Annotated in this window: 19 protein-coding genes; 4 read left to right on the top strand and 15 right to left on the bottom strand. The window is 61.9% G+C overall.

Translation table 11 applies throughout. From position 1 onward, the window contains the following. The first annotated feature begins 47 nt into the window (after positions 1 to 47). The gene (locus tag AB4Y35_RS22980) at positions 48 to 857 is read left to right on the top strand and encodes a helix-turn-helix transcriptional regulator (RefSeq protein WP_368706061.1); all 810 of its coding nucleotides are present in this window, start codon (positions 48 to 50) and stop codon (positions 855 to 857) included. A gap of 72 nt (positions 858 to 929) precedes the next feature. On the opposite strand, the gene AB4Y35_RS22975 is transcribed toward AB4Y35_RS22980, so the two are convergent. The 9 genes from AB4Y35_RS22975 to AB4Y35_RS22935 form a co-directional block, all read right to left on the bottom strand. After that, positions 930 to 2,363 carry an amino acid permease gene (locus tag AB4Y35_RS22975; protein ID WP_368706060.1) on the bottom strand — a complete coding sequence of 478 codons (1,434 nt, stop codon included), beginning with the start codon at positions 2,361 to 2,363 and terminating at the stop codon, positions 930 to 932. A 179-nt stretch (positions 2,364 to 2,542) separates the two neighbouring features. After that, positions 2,543 to 3,781 (bottom strand): MalY/PatB family protein, encoded by a 1,239-nt coding sequence (locus AB4Y35_RS22970; protein WP_368706059.1) that lies wholly within the window; start codon positions 3,779 to 3,781, stop codon positions 2,543 to 2,545. A 156-nt stretch (positions 3,782 to 3,937) separates the two neighbouring features. Beyond that, entirely contained in the window at positions 3,938 to 4,462 is a 525-nt protein-coding gene (locus AB4Y35_RS22965) for a carboxymuconolactone decarboxylase family protein (RefSeq protein WP_368706058.1), read from the bottom strand. A 338-nt stretch (positions 4,463 to 4,800) separates the two neighbouring features. Continuing rightward, positions 4,801 to 5,538 carry a BON domain-containing protein gene (locus tag AB4Y35_RS22960; protein ID WP_368706057.1) on the bottom strand — a complete coding sequence of 246 codons (738 nt, stop codon included), beginning with the start codon at positions 5,536 to 5,538 and terminating at the stop codon, positions 4,801 to 4,803. A gap of 134 nt (positions 5,539 to 5,672) precedes the next feature. Beyond that, entirely contained in the window at positions 5,673 to 7,172 is a 1,500-nt protein-coding gene (glnA, locus tag AB4Y35_RS22955; protein WP_368706056.1) for a type I glutamate--ammonia ligase, read from the bottom strand. A gap of 19 nt (positions 7,173 to 7,191) precedes the next feature. After that, positions 7,192 to 7,395, bottom strand: a complete 204-nt coding sequence (locus AB4Y35_RS22950; protein ID WP_342921622.1) for a hypothetical protein — start codon at positions 7,393 to 7,395, stop codon at positions 7,192 to 7,194. Positions 7,396 to 7,457: 62 nt separating this feature from the next. Next, complete coding sequence (locus tag AB4Y35_RS22945; protein WP_368706055.1) at positions 7,458 to 8,432, bottom strand: cysteine synthase A; 975 nt, start codon at positions 8,430 to 8,432, stop codon at positions 7,458 to 7,460. Positions 8,433 to 8,599: 167 nt separating this feature from the next. Next, the gene (locus tag AB4Y35_RS22940; protein WP_368706054.1) at positions 8,600 to 8,944 is read right to left on the bottom strand and encodes a hypothetical protein; all 345 of its coding nucleotides are present in this window, start codon (positions 8,942 to 8,944) and stop codon (positions 8,600 to 8,602) included. Continuing rightward, on the bottom strand, positions 8,945 to 9,685 hold the full coding sequence (locus AB4Y35_RS22935) for an alpha/beta hydrolase (RefSeq protein WP_368706053.1): 741 nt from the start codon (positions 9,683 to 9,685) through the stop codon (positions 8,945 to 8,947). It lies immediately after the preceding gene. 192 nt (positions 9,686 to 9,877) lie between these two features. Between AB4Y35_RS22935 and AB4Y35_RS22930 the strand changes: the two genes are divergently transcribed. The 3 genes from AB4Y35_RS22930 (at position 9,878) to AB4Y35_RS22920 (ending at position 11,878) form a co-directional block, all read left to right on the top strand. Continuing rightward, the gene (locus AB4Y35_RS22930) at positions 9,878 to 10,825 is read left to right on the top strand and encodes a pseudouridine-5'-phosphate glycosidase (protein WP_368706052.1); all 948 of its coding nucleotides are present in this window, start codon (positions 9,878 to 9,880) and stop codon (positions 10,823 to 10,825) included. Between the two features lie 149 nt (positions 10,826 to 10,974). Further along, positions 10,975 to 11,397, top strand: a complete 423-nt coding sequence (locus tag AB4Y35_RS22925; RefSeq protein ID WP_368706051.1) for an ACT domain-containing protein — start codon at positions 10,975 to 10,977, stop codon at positions 11,395 to 11,397. A gap of 19 nt (positions 11,398 to 11,416) precedes the next feature. After that, on the top strand, positions 11,417 to 11,878 hold the full coding sequence (locus tag AB4Y35_RS22920; protein WP_368706050.1) for a hypothetical protein: 462 nt from the start codon (positions 11,417 to 11,419) through the stop codon (positions 11,876 to 11,878). 12 nt (positions 11,879 to 11,890) lie between these two features. On the opposite strand, the gene AB4Y35_RS22915 is transcribed toward AB4Y35_RS22920, so the two are convergent. The 6 genes from AB4Y35_RS22915 to AB4Y35_RS22890 form a co-directional block, all read right to left on the bottom strand. Next, positions 11,891 to 12,340 (bottom strand): GFA family protein, encoded by a 450-nt coding sequence (locus AB4Y35_RS22915; protein WP_368706143.1) that lies wholly within the window; start codon positions 12,338 to 12,340, stop codon positions 11,891 to 11,893. A 117-nt stretch (positions 12,341 to 12,457) separates the two neighbouring features. Further along, entirely contained in the window at positions 12,458 to 12,895 is a 438-nt protein-coding gene (locus tag AB4Y35_RS22910; protein WP_368706049.1) for a hypothetical protein, read from the bottom strand. A 9-nt stretch (positions 12,896 to 12,904) separates the two neighbouring features. After that, positions 12,905 to 14,716 (bottom strand): allophanate hydrolase, encoded by a 1,812-nt coding sequence (gene atzF / locus AB4Y35_RS22905; protein ID WP_368706048.1) that lies wholly within the window; start codon positions 14,714 to 14,716, stop codon positions 12,905 to 12,907. 18 nt (positions 14,717 to 14,734) lie between these two features. Next, positions 14,735 to 18,334 (bottom strand): urea carboxylase, encoded by a 3,600-nt coding sequence (uca, locus tag AB4Y35_RS22900; RefSeq protein ID WP_368706047.1) that lies wholly within the window; start codon positions 18,332 to 18,334, stop codon positions 14,735 to 14,737. A gap of 172 nt (positions 18,335 to 18,506) precedes the next feature. After that, positions 18,507 to 19,148 (bottom strand): urea amidolyase associated protein UAAP2, encoded by a 642-nt coding sequence (locus AB4Y35_RS22895; RefSeq protein WP_368706046.1) that lies wholly within the window; start codon positions 19,146 to 19,148, stop codon positions 18,507 to 18,509. Between the two features lie 14 nt (positions 19,149 to 19,162). After that, the gene (locus tag AB4Y35_RS22890; RefSeq protein ID WP_368706045.1) at positions 19,163 to 19,867 is read right to left on the bottom strand and encodes an urea amidolyase associated protein UAAP1; all 705 of its coding nucleotides are present in this window, start codon (positions 19,865 to 19,867) and stop codon (positions 19,163 to 19,165) included. Between the last annotated feature and the right edge of the window lie 4 nt (positions 19,868 to 19,871).

The following is a 19,871-nucleotide window of genomic DNA, read 5'->3' as shown; positions in this document are numbered from 1 at the left end:
ATGAATCGACAAGATGTATAGAATATCTGTCAACCGGAAGTTCTGATATGCCTTGGGAAACAATCGAAGCCCCTGCTGGTGTCACGCCCCCGGCGCCGCTGAAAGTGCGCGCCCAGTCCATCCCTGCACGCCATTTCTTTCCCGAGCATTCGCACCAGTGGCATCAAATGGTCTATGCGATATCCGGGGCGCTAACGGTGATATCGGAGGCCGGTTCGCTGGTCATTTCGCCGGAACAGGCCGTATGGTTGCCGACCGGCCTGCGCCATCGAGTCGGTTCGCTGCTTGGCGCCGAGTTTCGCAGTCTGTGGATCGCCGATGACACCGGGGGAGCCCTGTCGGCAGGCGGTCCACGCGTCTTCGCGGTTTCGCCGCTGCTGAAAGCCCTCATCATGGAGGCGACAGAGATAGAGGGGCAGGCGGACGATGATGGATACGCGGGCCGCATCACTCGTCTCATTCTTGACCAGCTTCGACGCGCTCGCCCGCTCCCTGCAGCGCTGCCGTGGCCGCGCGACGGCGCGTTGACGATAGTTTGCGAAGCGCTTTACACCGACCCGGCGGACGAGCGCGGCCCGGAAGAATGGGGGCAAGTTTTGGGGATGTCGGCGCGCACGCTTGCGCGGCACTTTGCTGCGGAAACCGGCATGAGCCTGCGCTCGTGGCGGCGGCGGATGCGCTTGTTCAGGGCGATTGAATTGCTGAGCTCAGGGATGGGCGTGACGCGAACGGCGATGGAACTCGGCTATGGTTCGACGTCCGCGTTCGTGTACGCGTTTCGCCTCGAGATGGGGAGCAGCCCGCAGCTCTATATGCGTGGCCGCAATGACGAGTTGGCCGGTCGGGATTCGCCTTAAGCGGGCGTTTCCGTGAAATGCAAAAAAGGAACGGTTTGCCACAGTATTCTGTGGCACACCGCCCTTGCCTCATCAAGCAGGCATATCCTTCGGTTCGCTGCCTTCGACCACGACGCTGGCACGGGTTGCGTCCTTCCTCACATAGAACTTGTAGGCGACAAAGACGACGAAGACCCATACCGCCGACACGACCAGCGAAATTCGCATGTCAGGCAGGATTGCGATCCCAATCAATACGGCAGCGAGAAAAGTCAGCGCGATGTAATTGCTGTAGGGATAGAAAGGCATCTTGTACGTAATCTGGCTCTCCTCCCCTTTGCGCATCTTGCTCTTACGGAAGCCCATATGGCTGATCACGATTGAGCCCCACGCACAGACGAGCGCAAACACGGTCACCGAGGAGAACAGTTCGAAGGCCTGCTCCGGCATGATGTAGTTCAGCAGTACGCCTGCGAACATCGTTGCGAAGACCATCAGAATGGCGCGATGCGGAACCTTGCGGCTATTCGTGACACCCAGAAACGCCGGCGCATTCTTCTGCAGGGAAAGGTTGTAGAAGGTCCGGCTGTTGGTAAACACGCTCGCATTGACTGCAGACAGCACCGCCATGATGACGACCAGGTTCATGATGCTCGCCGCCGCGGGAATCCCGATTTTCGTGAACACTTCGACGAACGGACTCCCCTTGGTGGTCAACGAGGTCCACGGAAAAACCATCAGCAAAACAGCGATGGCCCCGACATAGAAAATCAGCAGACGCCAGAACGTTGCATTGACGGCCTTGGGCATCGTCGTTTTGACGTCTTTCGCTTCCCCCGCGGCAAGGCCCAGATTCTCGACCCCACCGAACGCAAAGGCGACCATCACGATTGCCAGAAACGTTCCCCCTGCCCCCTTCGGAAAGAAGCCGCCGTGATCCACGAGGTTACGGTAGCCGATCGGGACCCCATGATTGCCGATGCCGAAGGCGACCATGCCCACGCCGAAAACAATCATCGCCACGATGGCCACAACCTTGACCAGCGCGAACCAGAATTCGGCCTCGCCATATATTTTCACGCCGATGATGTTGACCAGAAACATCAGCGATACCGCGGCACCCGCCGTCACCCAGATGGGTATCGCCGGGAACCAGAAGTGCACATAATTCCCGAGCGCATTCAGATCCGCCGCGCTCGTTGCGAGCAGAAAAATAAACGCATTCCAGCCGTTGAGAAACCCTGCAAACCGATGGATGTAGCGGTTCGAGTAGGAGACGTACGAACCGGACACCGGCTCCTCCACCGCCATCTCGCCGAGTGCCCGCATCACGAAGTAGATCGCAATGGCCGCCAGCAGGTACACCAGGAGAATTGCCGGACCTGCCGTCTTGATTGCCCACGAAGACCCGTAAAACAACCCGGTCCCAATGGCGCCTCCGATGGCAATCATCTGAATATGCCGGTTTTTCAGGTCTCTTTTCAGGTCTTCCTGCTCGTATGTCTGCATCCTGTTTTCGTTGCTCATGTCGTCTCCAGTAAGTGAGCGTATGTTTTTATTGTTAGGAGTGGGTAAACCGTTCGGCATGTCGCCAGCAGGCGCAGACCATCGTGCTCCTGCGCGCGCTCTTTTTCGTTTATCAATTCGTATTACTGATCATATAGAGGACGGAGACCAAAACAGCTCACCGGCCTACCTCTGAATATTCAGAGCCCGCTCAATGCGTTGGTCAAGCGGCGGATTGCCTCATCAATGGTAGAACGCGGGCAACCGAGGTTCGCGCGCATATACCCATGCCCTTCGATGCCGAACTTCTGGCCTTTGTCGAACCAGAGCCGGGCTTCGGTCAGCATGAATTTGTTCAACACGTCCGCGTCCATGCCCAGCCCGCGGCAGTCCATCCACGCGAGGTAGAGCGAGTCGGCCGGAAGGACTTCGATCTTCGAAGTGATGCTATGCACCGCGTTGCGAAAGTGGGCATGGTTTTCGCGAAGGTAGACCAGCAACTCCTCCAGCCATGCTTCGCCATGGGAATAGGCGGCTTCCGCCGCAACCATTCCGAGCGTATTCACCGACTGGTACATGTTCCTGTCAAACTGTCGACGCAGCGCTTCGCGCCGGCCGCGGTTGGGAACGACCAGATTTGCGCTTTGCAGGCCCGGCAAATTAAAAGTTTTGCTCGGTGCCGTGCAGGTGATGCTGTTGTCAGCGAACGCTTCACCAAGAGAGGCGAACGGGATATGCTTCTTGAGAGGATTGGTGACGAGGTCCTGGTGAATCTCGTCGGCAACGACGAGAACGTCATGGCGCCGACAAATTTCCCCCATCGCCCGCAGTTCACCTTCCGACCAGACATTGCCTGTCGGGTTATGCGGGTTGCTCAGAATGAAAAGCCGCGTATTGTCCTTGATCGCGGCTTCGAATGCAGTCTCGTTGAAGCGGTAGGCCGTTCCCGCGCGCTCGAGTGGCGCATAGGCGAGATGCCGCCCATTCAGCAGGACATCTTCATGGAAGTGAGCGTAGACCGGTGGCTGAATCAGCACCGTGTCGCCTGGTGACGAGAATGCCTGAATGGCATTCTTGAGCGCCGTAATGATGCCGCTAGACTGCAGCACCCAATCCGCGGGGACTTCCCAGCCAAAGCGTCTTGCCTGCCAGCTGGTTACAGCGTTGACGTAGCTCTCAGTCGCTCCGCAGGAGTAGCCGAACACACCAAACTCGACGGCTTCGTGAAGCGCGTCGACAACGGCTTGAGGGGCTCTGAAATCCATATCGGCCACCCACATTGGCAACGGGTTCGCCGCGTACTCATCGGCCGCAAGGAGCCGCTCCCCGAACGCCCATTTGAGTGAGTTCGATTGCTTCCGGTCGACGATCTCGTCGAAGATCGACCGGGTCCTCCCTGCTGACGCACCGCTGCCCGGCAACTCCTGATGAATCTTCATGGTAGCTTCCACTCGCAATAGAACGGCGCAGACCGACGCCGTGATTTCGTATTGCGAGTAGAGTAGCAGCGCGAAATTATGAGCAACAATGGTATGTTCTCATGGAGCCGTGAGCACAGCTCATGGATGCCGCGGCACGTGGCCGGGTCATGAGTTTCAGACTCCGAGCGCCACGAGGAAGCGAGAAACCATGTTGTATGCAGCGACCGTGGCGACTGCCTCCACCGTCTTCGTCTCGCCCAGACGCGCCTTTAAGTCCTCGATGATGTCGGCGTCAACCGTTACGTCGCGGGTGGACCGGTCGGTGAGATTGATCAGGGCCAACTCGGTTTCGCTGAACAACATGCGGTCAACCACCAGTGCCTTGACCGCCTCGCTTTTCTCATGAGTGCCGCCTGCCGCCAGATAGGCCGGGTAGTGCACGCCCCATTCGAATTCGGCACCATTGAGAACCGCCACCCGAAGCATGATCAGTTCGCGATAGTGCAGTTCGAGAGCGAATTCGGCCCGGACCCTACGAAGGAGCTCATTCCAGCCCGTCGCGAGCGGGACGCTTTTCAGAAGCACTCGATCAATACCGATTAGCTCACGGGTAGGCCGACGCGCGCGCATGGCCGCAACCAACTCGTCGGGGGCTGAGTCCCCGTCCTGCCATGGCACAACACGGACACTGCTACTCATAGACATCTCCTGCGAAGAATACGCACTAGCCTGCTAAACCCAACCCCGGCTACGTCGAAAACGTTGTGGCCTCGCGCAGACAGGTCGTGTCGAGGCCAGATACCCGCCCCTGTCCCAGGTAGACGGGACGATCGGGGCGCATGTCGCGGGGATTGTTGGCTATGCAGTCGCTCGGTACAACTGCTTTATTCTTTTCAGGAGGCAAAGAAAATCTTTCAAGAAGCCCGAGTGCTTCAATCAGCGATTCGATCAAGAGGCTTGCAAAAGAACGCGCGTTACCCGCAGCAGAGCTAGATAACAAGCAGCATTCGTCAACTCCGGAGCATGCTCCAACACGATCAGGCGCGCACCTCGATCCGGTTGACCACACCTCCCACGGTGTCCAGACACCACGCATCCATCTCTGCCTGGCGCCTCTCCGCTTCGGTCGCTACACACCCCGCGAGCGTGATCCGCTTGCCCTGCACGTCGATTGTGATTTGTTCAGCGTGAACGCGCGGATCGGATTCGAGCACGAGAGCAAGGGCCTCGTGAATCTCTTCGTCGCCGTCCGCTTCGGCCGGCACCAATTCCAGCAGATTCGCCACGTCCCGGCACCCGCCGACCCACCACGCGATCACACTTGCGAGCCGTCGATGCGACAGGCTCATCACCTGGCCCGTCAACGTCACGACGCCACCTTCCACGGTCACCTCCACAACGCCGCCGCCCTCCTCGCCGGCCTGGTCCATGGTGCCACGCAGCATTTCGAGCTGGTCTTTCACGCGCGCGCATATCACGCAGTTGCGGAACTCCACCGTCTGCAGAATCCGTTCGCAGATTCGCGTGCGCAACTCGCCGTCGCCAATCGGCGGCACAGCGCTGACGCGCAACTGGTCAATGAGCGCTTCGCCGTCGCTGTAAGTCCGGGCCAGCTGAATCAGCCGCTTCTTGGACGCAACGTCCGGCACTTCGCCTGCAACCGTCAAGGCACCGCTCTCGCGGCTGATATGAATGGGGGAATTGTGGAGCTTCAGGTGCGATTCGTGTTCGAACGCCGCCATCACCTGCTTGAGGATCGCATCAGGGCGTTGCATGATCTGCCTCGCGCAAAGGGGGACGAAGCAGCACTCTCCCTGCCCCGCAGTCTAAAACGTGTCACGCGAGGCGGGCGCTGCCCAGTTCATTATAGTTATTGCGCCCCCCCTTCCCCTCAGCGTTGCACGGCTGATCAAACGTCGAAGTAGAAATAAAACTCCCACGGATGCGGGCGCAGCCTGATCGCGTCGATCTCACGCTTGCGCTTGTACTCGAGCCACGTGTCGATGACATCTTCAGTGAAGACATCGCCTCTGCGCAGAAACTCGTTGTCGGCCTCGAGCGCATTCAGCGATTCGTCGAGCGAACCCGGCACCTGACGGACGTCCTTCGCTTTCTCGGGCGGCAGGTCGTAAATATTGACGTCAAGCGGATCGCCCGGGTCTGTCCTGTTTTCGATGCCGTCGAGCCCGGCCATCAGCATTGCTGAGAAGGCGAGGTACGCATTGGCCGACGGATCGGGACACCGGAACTCGACGCGCCGCGCGTTCGGCGAATCGGAGTACATCGGAATGCGCGCGGCCGCCGAGCGGTTGCGTTGCGACATCGCCAGATTCACCGGCGCTTCATATCCGGGCACGAGACGCTTGTAGGAGTTCGTAGTCGGCGCGCAGAACGCCATCAGCGCTGGCGCATGCTTCAGCAGGCCGCCGATATACCATCGACACATGGCAGACGTGAGCGCCCAGCCATGCGCATCGTAGAACAGATTCTCGTCGTCCTTCCACAGGCTTTGGTGGCAGTGCATGCCGCTCGCGTTGTCGGCGAAGAGCGGCTTCGGCATAAACGTCGCTACCTTGCCGTGCTGGCGCGCGACGTTCTTGCAGATGTACTTATAGATCATGACGTTGTCGGCCATCCTCGTAAGCGTGGAAAACCGCATGTCGATTTCGTTCTGTCCCGCTGTCGCCACCTCGTGGTGATGCACTTCCACCTGCACGCCGGCCTGCTGAAGCAACAACACGATCGTCGAGCGGATATCCTGCAGGGTATCGTGCGGCGGCGCCGGAAAATACCCTTCCTTGAAGCGAGGCTTGTAACCGAGGTTGCCGCCGCCATACGCTCCTTCGTCGCGGCCCGAATTCCAGTCCCCTTCGGCAGATTCGACATAGAAGTAGCCGCTATGGGCATCCTGGCCAAAGCGGATCGAATCGAATATGAAGAACTCGAGCTCGGGCCCGAAGTAGCATGTCGTCGCAATGCCGGTCTGCTTCAGGTAGGCCTCGGCCTTCTTCGCGATGTAGCGCGGGTCGCGCGAGTACGGCTGATGCAGCACGGGATCGATCACGTCGCAGATCATCGAGAGTGTGGGCGTTTCGCTCACAGGATCGATGAACGTGGTCGTGGGATCCGGCTTGAGAAGCATGTCGGATTCCTGAATTTCCTGAAATCCGCGAATCGACGAACCGTCGAAGCCGATCCCGTTGGCAAAGAGGTCTTCGTGCACCTCGGGCAGCGTGATCGAAAAGTGCTGCCAGAGACCGGGCAGATCCGTGAATTTGAGGTCGACGATCTGAATCCCGTGTTCGCGCAGTAGCTCGATAACCTGCTGCGGGTTATCAGGCCGCGCGACACGATAACTGCCGGGGTCGACGGATACGTCGAACGCCGATCCACCTCGTGGACTGGCCATGGGGACTCTCCCTGCGCAGCTACTGATCGTGTGCGAGCGCTTCGAGACGGGCGTAGCCTGCGTCTTTCGCCGCGCGCTCCGTGGCGAAGGGTTCTTCGGCGACGAGCGAGCGCCGCACTTCGCGCGCATCGAAGTCGACGAGCGAGATAACCCACACCCAGCCGCCGATCTGTTCGGCCGTCTGCACGAATGCGCGCACGTTGCCTTTGTCCTTGGTGTTCATTTGACCTCCTCAAGAGATAAACCCAAAAGGGAACATGGGTGACGCCAGGCGTGAGGGGCTGCCTACGCCGGGACCAGGCCCCTTTGCTTCAGCCAGTCCAGATTGAAAAGGCGGGAGCGGTACAACTCGCCGCCGTCGCACAGCAGTGTGACGATCGTATGCCCCGGCCCCATCTCCCGGGCAAGCCTGACGGCAGCCGCGACGTTGATGCCAGTCGAACCGCCGACATAGAGCCCTTCTTCGCGCAACAAGCGGTAGACCATGGTGACGCATGACTGGTCATCGACCTGGTAAGCGTCATCGATCGGCGTGCCTTCGAGGTTCGCAGTCAGGCGGCTGGAGCCGATCCCTTCGGTAATCGAGTTGCCTTCCGCGTGAATCTCGCCCGTCTTCACGTAGCTGTACAAACCGCTGCCGTACGGGTCGGCGAGCACGATCCACACATCCCGGTTCTTCTCCTTCAGGAAGCGGGCCACCCCGGCGAGGGTGCCGCCAGTCCCGGTGGCGCTGACGAACGCATCGACCGTGCCAGCGGTATCGCGCCAGATTTCAGGGCCGGTGGTTTCGTAGTGAGCCTTGCGATTGGCGAGGTTGTCGAACTGGTTCGCCCAGATCGCGTCGCCCAGTTCCTGCGCGAGCCTTCCCGCGATCTTCTGGTAGTTGTTCGGGTCCTTGTATGGGGCAGCCGGTACCGGGTGGACTTCCGCGCCCAGGACGCGCAACAGTTCCATTTTCGCGGGAGACTGCGTCTCGGGAATAACGATGACGCAGTGATAGCCGCGCGCCGCGCAAATATGGGCAAGGCCAATGCCGGTATTGCCCGCAGTGCCCTCCACCACCGTGCCGCCGGGCCGGAGTTCGCCACGCTGCTCGGCGTCCTGAATAATGGACAGCGCGGCCCGGTCCTTCACCGAACCACCCGGGTTCATGAATTCGGCCTTGCCGAGAATCTCGCAGCCGGTTTCGTCGCTGAGCCGCGCGAGCCTGATGAGCGGCGTGTCGCCTACGCACCCGACAAAACCCGTCCGAACATGCATACCTCCCCCCGTAATCGCAGGCCTGGCAACAGGCCACTCTCACACTGGAAGGATAGGCAAAGATCCGACGCACTTCCCGAGGTTTGATCCGCAGTCGGTGAAGGTGACCTTGAAGTGGATACACAGGCTCACCTGCAAGAAGCTTGCCAATATTTTGGGCGCGCCGATCACCGCCCGGTCAGCAGTCGAAGGATTTTCTGCACGATGCGTTCGTGCAACTCGAGCGCCTCACCGAGCGTGCTTGCGCCAAAGCTCTCGTTGTCTTTTCGCGCTTCCATTCCGGCGATGCGCGTCACGAAGAGCGCGGGCTCGCCAGCCCGTGCGTCAGCCACACCGCGAAATCGCGTCGTGACCGTCACGCCCGACGCTTCGAGCAGCGTGCGGCGAAAGATCAATTCGTTCTCGGCCATCCAGCGCGACCACTCGCTGCGGTCGCACATCTCAACAGGCCTGTTCTTCGCATCGAGGATGTAGAAGCGTTCGCACTGGGGCGGGACCGGGCGGGATCTCATCTATTCTGATCCGGAGGGTGTGAGCAGAAAGTCGATCGCCTCCCGCCACCAGCTAGCGTCGACGTGGCCAGGCCAGTCGTTATGCTCGGCCGCCTGCACGATCCACAGTCGCTTCGGACCGGGCAGCGCGTCGTAGAGCGCTTCGCCCAGGCGTGGCGGTACGATGCTGTCGCGTTCGGCAACCACGACGAGAACCGGGCGGCCGAAGCCGGCCAGGTGGGCCACGCTGTCGTATCGGTCATGCATCAGCCACTTCACGGGCGCCCATGAGTAGTGAAAAGCGGCGACGTGCAGGAGCGTATCCCACGGTGTGATGAGCATCAGGCCGGCGATCGTGTCGCGTTCGCGCGCGCCGGCGGCGGCGGCGGCCACGCCTGCCCCGAGCGATTCCCCGATGACCAGCACAGGCGCGCCGTAGAGGCGATGCGCAAGCTCGATGGTCTCTTGCGCATCGGCGACCAGGCGTTGTTCATCGGGCGTGCCCTCGCGTGGCCCATAGCCCGGATATTCGGCGAGGATCGTGCGCAGTCCCAGCCGGTTGAGCGCGGCGGCGTAGAAGGCGCGGTGTCCTGCGTGCCCCGCGTTGCCGTGAAAAACAATGGCGGTGCCGCTCGCGGTTCCGGGCGGTTCGGCGGCGAGCCCCCGCAACGCCTCCATCGTCGGCCAGGCCGCGAGTCGATCGGAAACGACGTCCTCGACTACGGCCTTCTCGGGAAAGTAGAGAAAACGTTCCTGCAACATGGCGAAGCCTGTCAAAAGGTTCGGCGCGCGAAGGCGCGCCTCAGCACGATTCCCGTGAACGATGCGCCGGTCAGGGTCTGGCCGCAAGCCGGACTGCCCGATCGTTCGTCTGGAGCACGTGGATCAGGCGATGCGCCGTGAAGCGGCCCCATGCGGCATACTCGAGTCCACGATACCCAAAGGCCCAAAGACATGGTTGCCGACCTCGCACACTCCTGGTTGACGTTCAGCGCGCCTGTAAGCGCTGCCAAGGCCGCCGGCCGCCCGCTTGTCGCGCTGGAATCGAGCATCATCGCTCACGGCATGCCCTATCCGGAGAATATTCGCACTGCGCGCGAAGTGGAGGCGCTGGTCCGCGCGATGGGAGCTGAACCGGCAACGATCGCACTGATCGGGGGGCGAATCCACATCGGGCTCGCTGACGACGAGCTGGAACGGCTTGGCCGCTCGGACCATGTGCACAAGGTCAGCCGCCGCGACCTGCCGGCCGTACTGGCCGGCGGCGGGCTCGGCGCCACGACGGTGGCTGGCACGATGATATGTGCCGCGCTGGCCGGCATCGAGGTCTTCGTCACCGGAGGCATTGGCGGCGTGCACCGGGGCGCGCAGGAAACCTTCGACATCTCGGCCGACCTGCAGGAATTAGCAAAGACCTCGGTGGCGGTGGTTTGTGCCGGTGCGAAGTCCGTCCTGGACATCGGGCTCACACTGGAATACCTGGAAACTTACGGCGTGCCGGTGCTCAGTAGCGAGCAGGACAATTTCGCGGCCTTCTACACGCGCGACAGCGGCTTTCGTGCGGACTTCCGGCTGGACGACGCGGCGGACCAGGCGCGCTTCATCCGCACCAAGTGGAACCTGGGCCTCGAGGGCGGCGTCCTGCTGAGCACGCCGGTGCCAGAAGGATCTGCGATGCCGTCCGCAGAGATCGACGCGCTGACTCAGCAGGCGCTTGCTGAGGCCACGGCACAAGGCATCACAGGCAAGGCCGTGACGCCCTTCCTTCTGTCTCGCATCACGACACTCACGGGTGGACGCAGTCTGGCGACGAACATCGCGATCGTGAAACACAACGCCGAGGTCGGGGCACGACTGGCGTTGGCGTTGGCACACACAGCGCGCGAGACAGGCTCGGCGTAGCCGCCGGAACGCCCATCCTCCACAGCACTTCCGGCAACCGCCCGCCTGCACCAGGCACGGGCGGGCACATCCGAGCGCGGCCTGTCTTGCCCGCATGCCGTTCGTGAAGTAGATTTTCTAATCATGTGTCCGAGGCGGGAGAGACTGCCATGGAACTGAGTGTGGAACGGGTCGAGGTTTGGGCAGCGACCATCGACGACAAACCGGGCGGCCTCGCAAAGGTATTAGGCGCCTTGCGAGATGCGGGTGTCGACTTGCAGTTTATCGTGGCGCGTCGCACGCCGGAGGCATCAGGCAAGGGGGTCGTGTTCGTCGCTCCGATCGAGGGCGACAGCGCGATCGGTGCTGCCAGACAGGCGGGGTTTAGCGCCACCCCGAGCCTTCATTCCGTCCGTGTAATGGGTCTGGACCAACTGGGGATCATCGCGCAATTGACCCAGATGCTGGCGGACGGGGGCATCAGCTTCCGCGGCGTCTCCGCGGCGGTACTTGGCACGCAGTTCATTGCTTATCTCGCGCTCGACTCATTGGACGACGCCGAAAAGGCAATCGACATTCTGCAAAGGGCCTGAAGCGCCCGCGTCGAGCGCGATGAAAACGCCGACGTCCAGAAGGCGGGTAATTTGGGCGCTTTCGCTTTGCACGATTACCACCTGCGCGGCGGTTGGCGCGGTATTGCTGTTCGAACTGTCGGTGATCGGCCATGCCGTGAGCGATCTGCGCCGGGACGAGGCAATAGCGCACGCAGGCACCGCGCGGGGCGAGCCGGCTGCGCTCGAGGCACGCATCGATCCGCCCTGGCTGAAGCAGTACGGGCTGGACCGCAGCCTGTACAAGGACGTGCACGGAAACTTTTCGCCAACCGGTGCTGACTGGCGGCATTGGGGGTTGCGAACCAAGGTCGCAGCCACCGTGATGTGGCTGGGCCACGATCCACCGGGAACGTGGTGGACCTACGTACAGATCAAGTGCGTCGACCGGTTTCCTCAAGCTCACGCGGACAGCGAACCGATCGTCGATGTTGCCGACGCTTGCCTCGGCGAACCGCATTGATCGGCGCCCCGTCTAGGGCGACTGAGGATAGTGAGGAATCGCCTGACTCAGGCAAACCCACGGTTGGGCACTGGATGTCCAGATATCCAGCATCGGCTGAAACTCCGACGGATTGTCCAGCGTAGGGAAACGAATGGACATCACTTCGGGTGCCGCCTCGCCCTGGGTGAACAAAGGAGAGCCGCAATCGGCACAAAAGCTGCGAGTCGCGAGCCTGCCACTGCCGGCACGAACCGAGTATGTGTTCGGCGTGCCGGTGATCGTCACGTCCGACACGCGGACGATGAAGCCGGAGGCAAAAGGAGCACCACTCGAGCGCTGGCAGTCGAGGCAATGGCAATTTAGCGTCGCAACTGGCACGCGCGAGCATACATAACGGATCGCTCCGCATGCACACCCGCCGGAAAATGGCACTGTCACGTCGCTGTTTCCTCCTGCCGCTGAACCCGGTTTTACTGGCATCTGCCGAATGCCCCGCTGGAAGCCCGCTACCTGGCGCTTCCTCATCGCCCGCGCAGTGTAGCGCTGGGCGACATCACAAGGCAACGGGCTGGATTCACACGCCACGAGCAATCTTGATCACATCAGCGCCGCCCGCTTCTCTCCGACCCGAAGTCGAACGATCAAGTCGTCGGTGACCCTGCGGGCCCTCGATAAATCGCGTCGCAACCGTCCGAAGGCAACCATGCACCATGGCACGGCAATGACGATGACAACGCATCCCATGCCGGTAAGCATCGCTGCAATCGTCCGGTTTTCGAGCGTACCGGTATGCGGCAACCTGTGGCGCAGCCACACAAATGCCGGTTCAATCCCAACGTCGAAAGTCATCGCCAAAAGCAGGATCAAAGCGACGTGCAATGCCAGCTTCATTTCGAGGAAAACCATCGCGCGGTCATTGCCTTGGTGGATGAGCGCGATCATCCGGACAGCAATCGCAAGCGTAGCCAGCGTTAAAGCGCAAAAACAGCTCAATTCGAACATGGTGATTTGGTCGTCCCAGGTATTGCGTTCCATCTCGCAGGGTCAGTCGGGCCGGCGCTCGCTGGCGAGCCACGCTCGCCATCCGCCGAATTCGGAGATATCGGTTCCCGACAGCACGCCATAGGGTTCGCACAGGAAGCCGATCACCCACGAGCCGTCCGATAGTTCGACTTTCCCCAGCACCAGCGGAGACGGCACGGTTGCCAGGAACGAGCCCAACTCGGCGCTCGGCATTTCCCAGACTTCGACCGCAATCCCGGAGCCGTTCTCCGCCACTCGCCACAAGCCCGGGCGTCGGGTGCCGTCCGCGGAAGCCGGCAGCGCGGCCAGCCGATACTGGGCCGCCGTATGCGTTACCTGCATGCGTTGCGCGCCTCGCGAAACCAGGTCCTTGTTCAGCGGCAGCCCTTGCATGTGAGCACCGCACACTGCGATGCGGATCCGGTCGTTGGCCGCTATTCGCCGCGCGCCAGGCTCCGGGCGGCTTCCGCCAACACATTCGATGCCACTCGCCGTCTGCAACACATCGGCGACACCCAGCAGATACTGGTCGGTGAACGCGCGGCCGAAGACCGTTACGCCCCACGGGAGTCCGTTCTTCATGAACGCTGTTGGCGTGGCGACGGCCGCGTAATCCAGCAGATTCATGAAGTTCGTGTAGTAGCCGAGCAATGAGTTCGGCCCAATCGGGTCGTCTTCCAGTTCAGCGAGCGTCACAGGGCGCGGATACGTCGGCGTCAGCACGAAGTCCAATGAATCGACCACCGCATCGCAGGCTGCCTTCAACGCCTGCAGGCGATACTGCGCGCGAAACAGTTCGACCGCCGTTGCACCCGGCGCCTTGGCCAGCACGTCCCGAATGACGGGAAGCACGGCGTCCGGCGTCGCTGACATCAACTCGCCAACCACGCTGTAGCGCTCCGCAACCCAAGGACCCTGATAAAGGAGATTCGCGGCCTCGACAAAGGGCTCGAAATCAATCTCCACGGCCTCGCCGCCTGCTGCTTCCAGGCGCGCACGCGCCCTTGCGAACAGTTCCGGGCTCTCGGCGCATCCCGCGAATTCAAGGCGCGCCGGCACGCCGAACCGGAACGACGAGGGCTTGCCGAACGCGCTTGCCGCGTTCCACTGCGCGTTTTTGCGGCTGTATGCATCGCGAGCGTCTTTTTGCGCGGTCAATGAGAGAAGCTCACTGGCCTCGCCAGCCGTGGCCGTGAAAAACGTCACGCAATCGAGCGTGCGGCAAGCCGGGACGACACCCGCCGTCGACAGGATGCCTTTGGTCGGCTTGAGTCCGATGAGATTGTTCAGGCCGGCAGGCACGCGACCCGACCCCGCCGTGTCGGTACCGAGCGCGAAACTCGCCACGCCCAACGCAACGGCAAGCGATGAACCCGCGCTGGACCCACCCGACGGGTAGTCAGGATGCACGCTGTTGCGGCATTTGCCGTATGGCGAACGCGTGCCGTTCAGACCCGTAGCGAACTGGTCGAGATTGGTCTTCCCGATCGGGATTGCGCCAAGCGAAATCAGTCGGCTGACGAGCGTCGCGGACTCCTCCGGCATGTACGCAAAGTCGGGGCAAGCGGCAGTCGTTTGGACTCCTGCAAGGTCGATGTTGTCCTTGATTGCGAACGGCACGCCGTACAACGGCAGACGCTCGAAGTCCTGCTTCTCGAGCCAGTCGAGGTACGGCGCGACTTCGCTTGCGGTCAGAAGATGAATGAAGAGATTGAACTCCGGGTTCAGCGCGTTCGCTTTTCCGAGCAGTTCAGCCACGAGCTTGCGCGGCGTGAGGCGCCCGTCGCGAAACGCGCTACGGAGCGTGGAAAGTCGCAGATCGAATGTCGGCATGGTTCCTTGTCCTTGTAGTTAGTGGCGTTCAATGACTGCGACTCGCTGCCCTGCGCGCACGGGCGAGCCAGGGGCCACGTAGATTTCGCCGACTGTCCCCGCACACGAGGCAAATACCGAGATCTCCATCTTCATCGACTCGATAATCAGCAGTACGTCGCCGGCGGCAACGACGTCGCCCGTCTTCACCTTCACCTGCCAAAGGCTGCCGGCGATTTCACAATCCACGGCGACCTGGCCGTCCTCCAGGGGAGCCAATTGGGCGTCCTCCGCGTCCGGAGCCTCGATTGCCTCTTCCGGGGTGCCCGCTTCGCGCCAACGCTCGCGTTCGGCCTGGAAGGCCGCCTGCTGTCGCGAACGAAACTTGCCGATGCTGTCAGCTTCGCTGTCGAGAAACGCTTGATAATCCGGCAGCGAGAGCTCCGACTCCTCGATCTTCAACGGATAACGCCCAAGCGGAAAATCGGCGCGGATGCGAAGCAGTTCGTCGGCCGACACTTCGTAGAAGCGGATCTGGTCGAAAAAGCGCAGCAAATAGTGCTGACCGGCGAAATCCGCGACCTTGCGATAGCGATTCCACATCTGCAGCGTGCGCCCGACGAATTGATAGCCGCCGGGCCCTTCCATGCCGTACACACAGAGATACGCGCCGCCGATGCCGACCGAGTTCTCCGCGGTCCACGTACGGGCCGGGTTGTATTTCGTCGTCACGAGGCGATGACGCGGGTCCAGCGGTGTCGCAACGGGCGCACCCAGGTAGACGTCGCCGAGACCCATCACGAGATAGCTCGCGTCGAAGACGACCTGTTTTACGGCATCGATCGACTCGAGGTCGTTGATCCGGCGAATGAACTCCAGGTTGCTCGGGCACCACGGCGCGTCTTTGCGCACCGTGGTCATGTATTTTTCAATCGCGAGCTGGCACGCCGGGTCGTCCCAGGAGAGCGGAATGTGCACGACTCGCGACGGCACACGCAGATCCTTTTTCAGCAAGACCTGCTCCCACGTCTGGCGCACGACATCGAGTAGTGCTGCGAGCGCCAGTTGCTCCGGTCGATAGTGAATCTGGAGGGAACGGATGCCAGGCGTCAGATCGACGACGCCGGCAAGCGCCATGGCCTCGAGAGACTGCATGAGCGCATGCCCACGAAAGCGCGAGACGAGGTCCAGCTCAGCGGGCCCAATTTCGAGCAGCAGATGCGTGTCGCCGGACACGCGCGCAACGAGCCGCTCGCCGCCCGAACCCATGTCGAGCACGATGGGCGATGTCAGGAACGACCGTCTGCGAGTCGGCGCGTTCGACTCGACCTCGAGACTCTCAAGTTCGCGGGCGCGTTGGCGTGCGGCTTCACGCGCTTCTTCCACTTCCACCGGCACGAAGCGGATCTTGTCGCCCGCCTTCAGTTGCCCGATATGCCAGAGGTCGGCCTCGACGATGGTCACCGGGCAGACGAAGCCGCCGAGACTTGGCCCATCGGGGCCGAGAATCACCGGCATGTCGCCGGTGAAATCGATGGCGCCGACCGCATAGGGATTGTCGTGAATGTTCGACGGATGCAGCCCCGCCTCGCCGCCGTCTTCGCGTGCCCATTCCGGCTTCGGCCCGATCAGGCGCACACCGGTACGGCTCGAGTTGAAGTGAACTTCCCAGTCGGTGTCGAGGAAGCGTTCGATGTAGCGGGAGCTGAAGTACTCGGGCGCGCCATGCGGACCATAGATCACACGGATGTGCCGCACGTCGTCGAGCTTCGGCACGGCATTCAGCGCCTTTCCCGCTTGCGGATTTTCGAGCGCATGGAGGTGAAGCACGTCGCCCGCGCGTAGTGCGCGCCCGCCATGCCCGCCGAACTGACCGAGCGTGAAGGTGCTACGGCTGCCCAGATACACACCGACGTCCAGGCCGCCGCGTACGCACAGATAAGCGCGTGCGCCGGCGCCGCGAATGGTGCCGAGCGACAACGTCGAACCGGCCGGGACAAAGAGGCTCGTATTCAACGGTTGCCTGACGTCGTCGAGCAGCACGGGAATGTCTGCCCCCGTGATGGCGACTACCGCGTCCGTATTGAAACGCAGCGTCGGGCCGCTCATCGTGATTTCGAGCGCGGCGGCATCGGAGGCATTGCCAAGCAGGCGATTGCCCAGCCGCATGGCGCGGTCATCCATCGGCCCCGAAGGCGGAATGCCGACCGCCCAGTAGCCCAGACGGCCGGGGAAGTCCTGCACCGTCGTCTGCGTACCGCCGCTGACGACTTCGACCGTACTGGCCTGATACTTGAGTCCTTCGAGGCACCGCGTCCATGGTTCGCCCGATGCAAATGGCTCGTCGTCCAGGATCTGGCGCAGATAGTCGCGGTTCGTCTCCACGCCGTAAATGCGCGTGTTTTCGAGCGCGTCCTTGAGCGCGCTGCGCGCCTCGTCGCGAGTCGGCGACCAGGCGATCACCTTGGCGAGCATGGGGTCGAAGTACGGTGGCACTTCGCAGCCGGCTTCAATCCACGTGTCGATGCGTAGCGCGCGACCGTCGGCTTGCGGGAACGCAACGTCGGTCAACAGGCCGGGGCTCGGCTTGAAGTCGCGACCGGGGTCTTCTGCGTAGAGCCGCGCCTGAATCGCATGGCCGCGCGGCGTCAGGTTCGCTGCGAGTTCCTGCAACGGCTCGAGCGTGCCCGCCGCCAGTTCGATCATCCAGCGCACGAGGTCGACGCCCCACACCTGCTCGGTTACGCCGTGCTCCACCTGCAGGCGCGTGTTGACTTCGAGGAAGTAGAACTGCTCCGCCGCGCTGTCGTACACGAACTCGACGGTGCCGGCGGAACGATAGTCCACCGCCTTCGCCAGCCTCACGGCAGCCGCACAGAGTGCCTCGGAAATCCCTTCCGGCAGGCACGGCGCGGGCGTTTCCTCGAGCACTTTCTGGTTGCGCCGCTGCACCGAGCAGTCGCGCACGCCGAGTGCGATCGCATCGCCCTTACCGTCGCCGAAGACCTGCACTTCCAGGTGTCGCGCCCGCTCGATGTACTTTTCGAGGAAAACGCCGGAGTCGCTGAAATTGTTTTCACCGAGTCGTTTCACGGCATCGAAATGCGCACTGAGTTCGGCCGCGTTCCAGCACACACGCATGCCGATACCGCCGCCGCCAGCCGTGCTCTTCAACATCACCGGATAGCCGATGACTTCCGCCGCTTCCAGCCCCGCCATCAGGTCAGCGAGCAAGCCGGTCCCCCTGAGCATCGGCACGCCTTCCTTCTCCGCGATTTCGCGCGCCGTGTGCTTCAGGCCGAAGGCGCGCAGCTGCGCGGGCGTGGGCCCGATGAACGCAATCCCTGCCGCTTCGCAAGCCTCGCCGAAGGCGGCGTTCTCGGAGAGGAACCCGTACCCGGGATGAATCGCCTGCACGCCCTCGCGGCGAGCGATCTCGAGGATTTTTTCCGTGTCGAGATAGGTCAGCGCCGCGGCGCCATCGCCCAGGCAATGCGCGATGGGCGCCTCGTTCACATGACGGCTCGCTCTATCCGCCTCGGCAAAAACGGACACTCCGGTGACATCGAGTTCGCGCAGCGTTCTCAGAATCCGGCACGCGATAGCGCCACGATTGGCGATAAGAATCTTCTCGAACATGGAAGGAAACTTGATTCAGAGGCGGGCCGTCCCGCCGTGGGAGAGGCGAGCCGCGGTCGTCCACGGCCGTATTCGCGTCAGCGATCTGCCTGGGTCATTGCTTCGCGCGTGAGCGTGAAATGACGTCCCGAGCGCACGAGCATGAGAAACCAGCACCAGCTACGGATACGCTTCAGTCCCATATCAGCAACTCCGCTGGCGTCGGGTTGTAGGCGTTGCACGGATTGTTCAGCTGGGGGCAGTTGGAAATCAGCACGATGACGTCCATCTCGGCGCGCAGTTCGACGTACTTCCCCGGTGCGGAAATGCCGTCTTCGAAGGTGAGCCCCCCTTCCGCCGTCACGGGCACGTTCATGAAGAAGTTGATGTTCGCGCCGATGTCCTGCTTCGAGAGGCGGCCGTCATGTGCGCAAGCGCGCAGGAAGTTGTCGCGGCAGCTGTGCATATAGCGCTTTCCCAGCGCATAGCGCACGGTGTTGCTCTCCTGTGCGCAGGCGCCGCCGAGCGTATCGTGGCGTCCACAGGTATCGGCAACGACGGTCAGCATGGGATTGCCGAGATTCGAGTACAACACCGAGCCCGCCGTCAGGTAGAGCCGCTTCTGCCGACGCAGCGTGCGTTGTGGGTCGAAACGCTCGCGCGGGTCGGCGAGACTGTAGAACAGCGTATCGACCGCCTGGTTGCCTTCCAGATCGACGATGCGCAGTGTCTGGCCCGCCTTCACTTCGTGAAGCCAGGGCTCACCCGCCGCCACCGTCTCGCGGTAGACCGCGCTCTCGGGCTGTTTGTCGCTGACGACAAGCGTGCTCATCATGAAGTGGCCTCCGCTCAAAGAAAGAATCGCTCTGTGTTGATAAAGCCGCGCACGTTTTCCTCGCATGCGGTACGGCACACTTCAGCCACGCCGGGCAGTGCCTCGCTCAATTCGAATTTCACCGCTTTGGGCGCATATTCAGGGTTCGGGTCGAGCGGGTGCTGAATCGCGGTGAGCACGACAAGCGTGTTCATTGGCGCATACAGTTCGACGTAGTCGCCGGGCTTCGAGTTGTGGCTCACGAAATTCAGCTCTCCTTCGCTCGTGACATCGACGCGGCTGAAAAGGTTGAGTGTCATCAGCAGGTCTGAGATCTCGAGGCCCCACTTGCCCATCTCGACGAGCAAGTTGTCCGTGCCGTTCCGGTAGAACGCGTTGCGCAGTTCCTGATAGCGGCCGGCGCCATACCGCGCCGTGACCTCTTCGGCGTTCGAGACGCCGCCGATGCTGTCGTGCCACCCGCACGTGTCGTCGACGATGGCGGCGAGAACACGCCCCATATCGGAGTACAGGCAGTGACCCGTCGTGAGCTTTGCGGTGTGCTGGCACTTCAGCGAATCCGGGAGGTTCAGCCGCTCGCTCTTCTCCGATGCATTGACCATCATGACGCTGACGTTGGCGCCGCCGTGCAGGTCGGTCACGCGCAACGATTGCCCGCGCTTCACGATGAGCGAGGTATGGCCGCCGCCCGGTACGGTTTCTTCAAGCAATAACTTCATGTTC

It is taken from the genome of Paraburkholderia sp. EG286A, assembly GCF_040965375.1.
Classification (GTDB): domain Bacteria; phylum Pseudomonadota; class Gammaproteobacteria; order Burkholderiales; family Burkholderiaceae; genus Paraburkholderia.
This window is presented reverse-complemented; position numbering and strand designations above follow the sequence as displayed.

What these genes read in the sequence shown, in the direction of transcription:
- AB4Y35_RS22980 (WP_368706061.1), top strand. Translation starts at nt 48, where the DNA reads ATGCCTTGGGAAACAATCGAAGCCCCTGCTGGTGTCACGCCCCCGGCG.
- AB4Y35_RS22975 (WP_368706060.1), bottom strand. Translation starts at nt 2,363, where the DNA reads ATGAGCAACGAAAACAGGATGCAGACATACGAGCAGGAAGACCTGAAA.
- AB4Y35_RS22970 (WP_368706059.1), bottom strand. Translation starts at nt 3,781, where the DNA reads ATGAAGATTCATCAGGAGTTGCCGGGCAGCGGTGCGTCAGCAGGGAGG.
- AB4Y35_RS22965 (WP_368706058.1), bottom strand. Translation starts at nt 4,462, where the DNA reads ATGAGTAGCAGTGTCCGTGTTGTGCCATGGCAGGACGGGGACTCAGCC.
- AB4Y35_RS22960 (WP_368706057.1), bottom strand. Translation starts at nt 5,538, where the DNA reads ATGCAACGCCCTGATGCGATCCTCAAGCAGGTGATGGCGGCGTTCGAA.
- glnA (WP_368706056.1), bottom strand. Translation starts at nt 7,172, where the DNA reads ATGGCCAGTCCACGAGGTGGATCGGCGTTCGACGTATCCGTCGACCCC.
- AB4Y35_RS22950 (WP_342921622.1), bottom strand. Translation starts at nt 7,395, where the DNA reads ATGAACACCAAGGACAAAGGCAACGTGCGCGCATTCGTGCAGACGGCC.
- AB4Y35_RS22945 (WP_368706055.1), bottom strand. Translation starts at nt 8,432, where the DNA reads ATGCATGTTCGGACGGGTTTTGTCGGGTGCGTAGGCGACACGCCGCTC.
- AB4Y35_RS22940 (WP_368706054.1), bottom strand. Translation starts at nt 8,944, where the DNA reads ATGAGATCCCGCCCGGTCCCGCCCCAGTGCGAACGCTTCTACATCCTC.
- AB4Y35_RS22935 (WP_368706053.1), bottom strand. Translation starts at nt 9,685, where the DNA reads ATGTTGCAGGAACGTTTTCTCTACTTTCCCGAGAAGGCCGTAGTCGAG.
- AB4Y35_RS22930 (WP_368706052.1), top strand. Translation starts at nt 9,878, where the DNA reads ATGGTTGCCGACCTCGCACACTCCTGGTTGACGTTCAGCGCGCCTGTA.
- AB4Y35_RS22925 (WP_368706051.1), top strand. Translation starts at nt 10,975, where the DNA reads ATGGAACTGAGTGTGGAACGGGTCGAGGTTTGGGCAGCGACCATCGAC.
- AB4Y35_RS22920 (WP_368706050.1), top strand. Translation starts at nt 11,417, where the DNA reads ATGAAAACGCCGACGTCCAGAAGGCGGGTAATTTGGGCGCTTTCGCTT.
- AB4Y35_RS22915 (WP_368706143.1), bottom strand. Translation starts at nt 12,340, where the DNA reads ATGCCAGTAAAACCGGGTTCAGCGGCAGGAGGAAACAGCGACGTGACA.
- AB4Y35_RS22910 (WP_368706049.1), bottom strand. Translation starts at nt 12,895, where the DNA reads ATGGAACGCAATACCTGGGACGACCAAATCACCATGTTCGAATTGAGC.
- atzF (WP_368706048.1), bottom strand. Translation starts at nt 14,716, where the DNA reads ATGCCGACATTCGATCTGCGACTTTCCACGCTCCGTAGCGCGTTTCGC.
- uca (WP_368706047.1), bottom strand. Translation starts at nt 18,334, where the DNA reads ATGTTCGAGAAGATTCTTATCGCCAATCGTGGCGCTATCGCGTGCCGG.
- AB4Y35_RS22895 (WP_368706046.1), bottom strand. Translation starts at nt 19,148, where the DNA reads ATGATGAGCACGCTTGTCGTCAGCGACAAACAGCCCGAGAGCGCGGTC.
- AB4Y35_RS22890 (WP_368706045.1), bottom strand. Translation starts at nt 19,867, where the DNA reads ATGAAGTTATTGCTTGAAGAAACCGTACCGGGCGGCGGCCATACCTCG.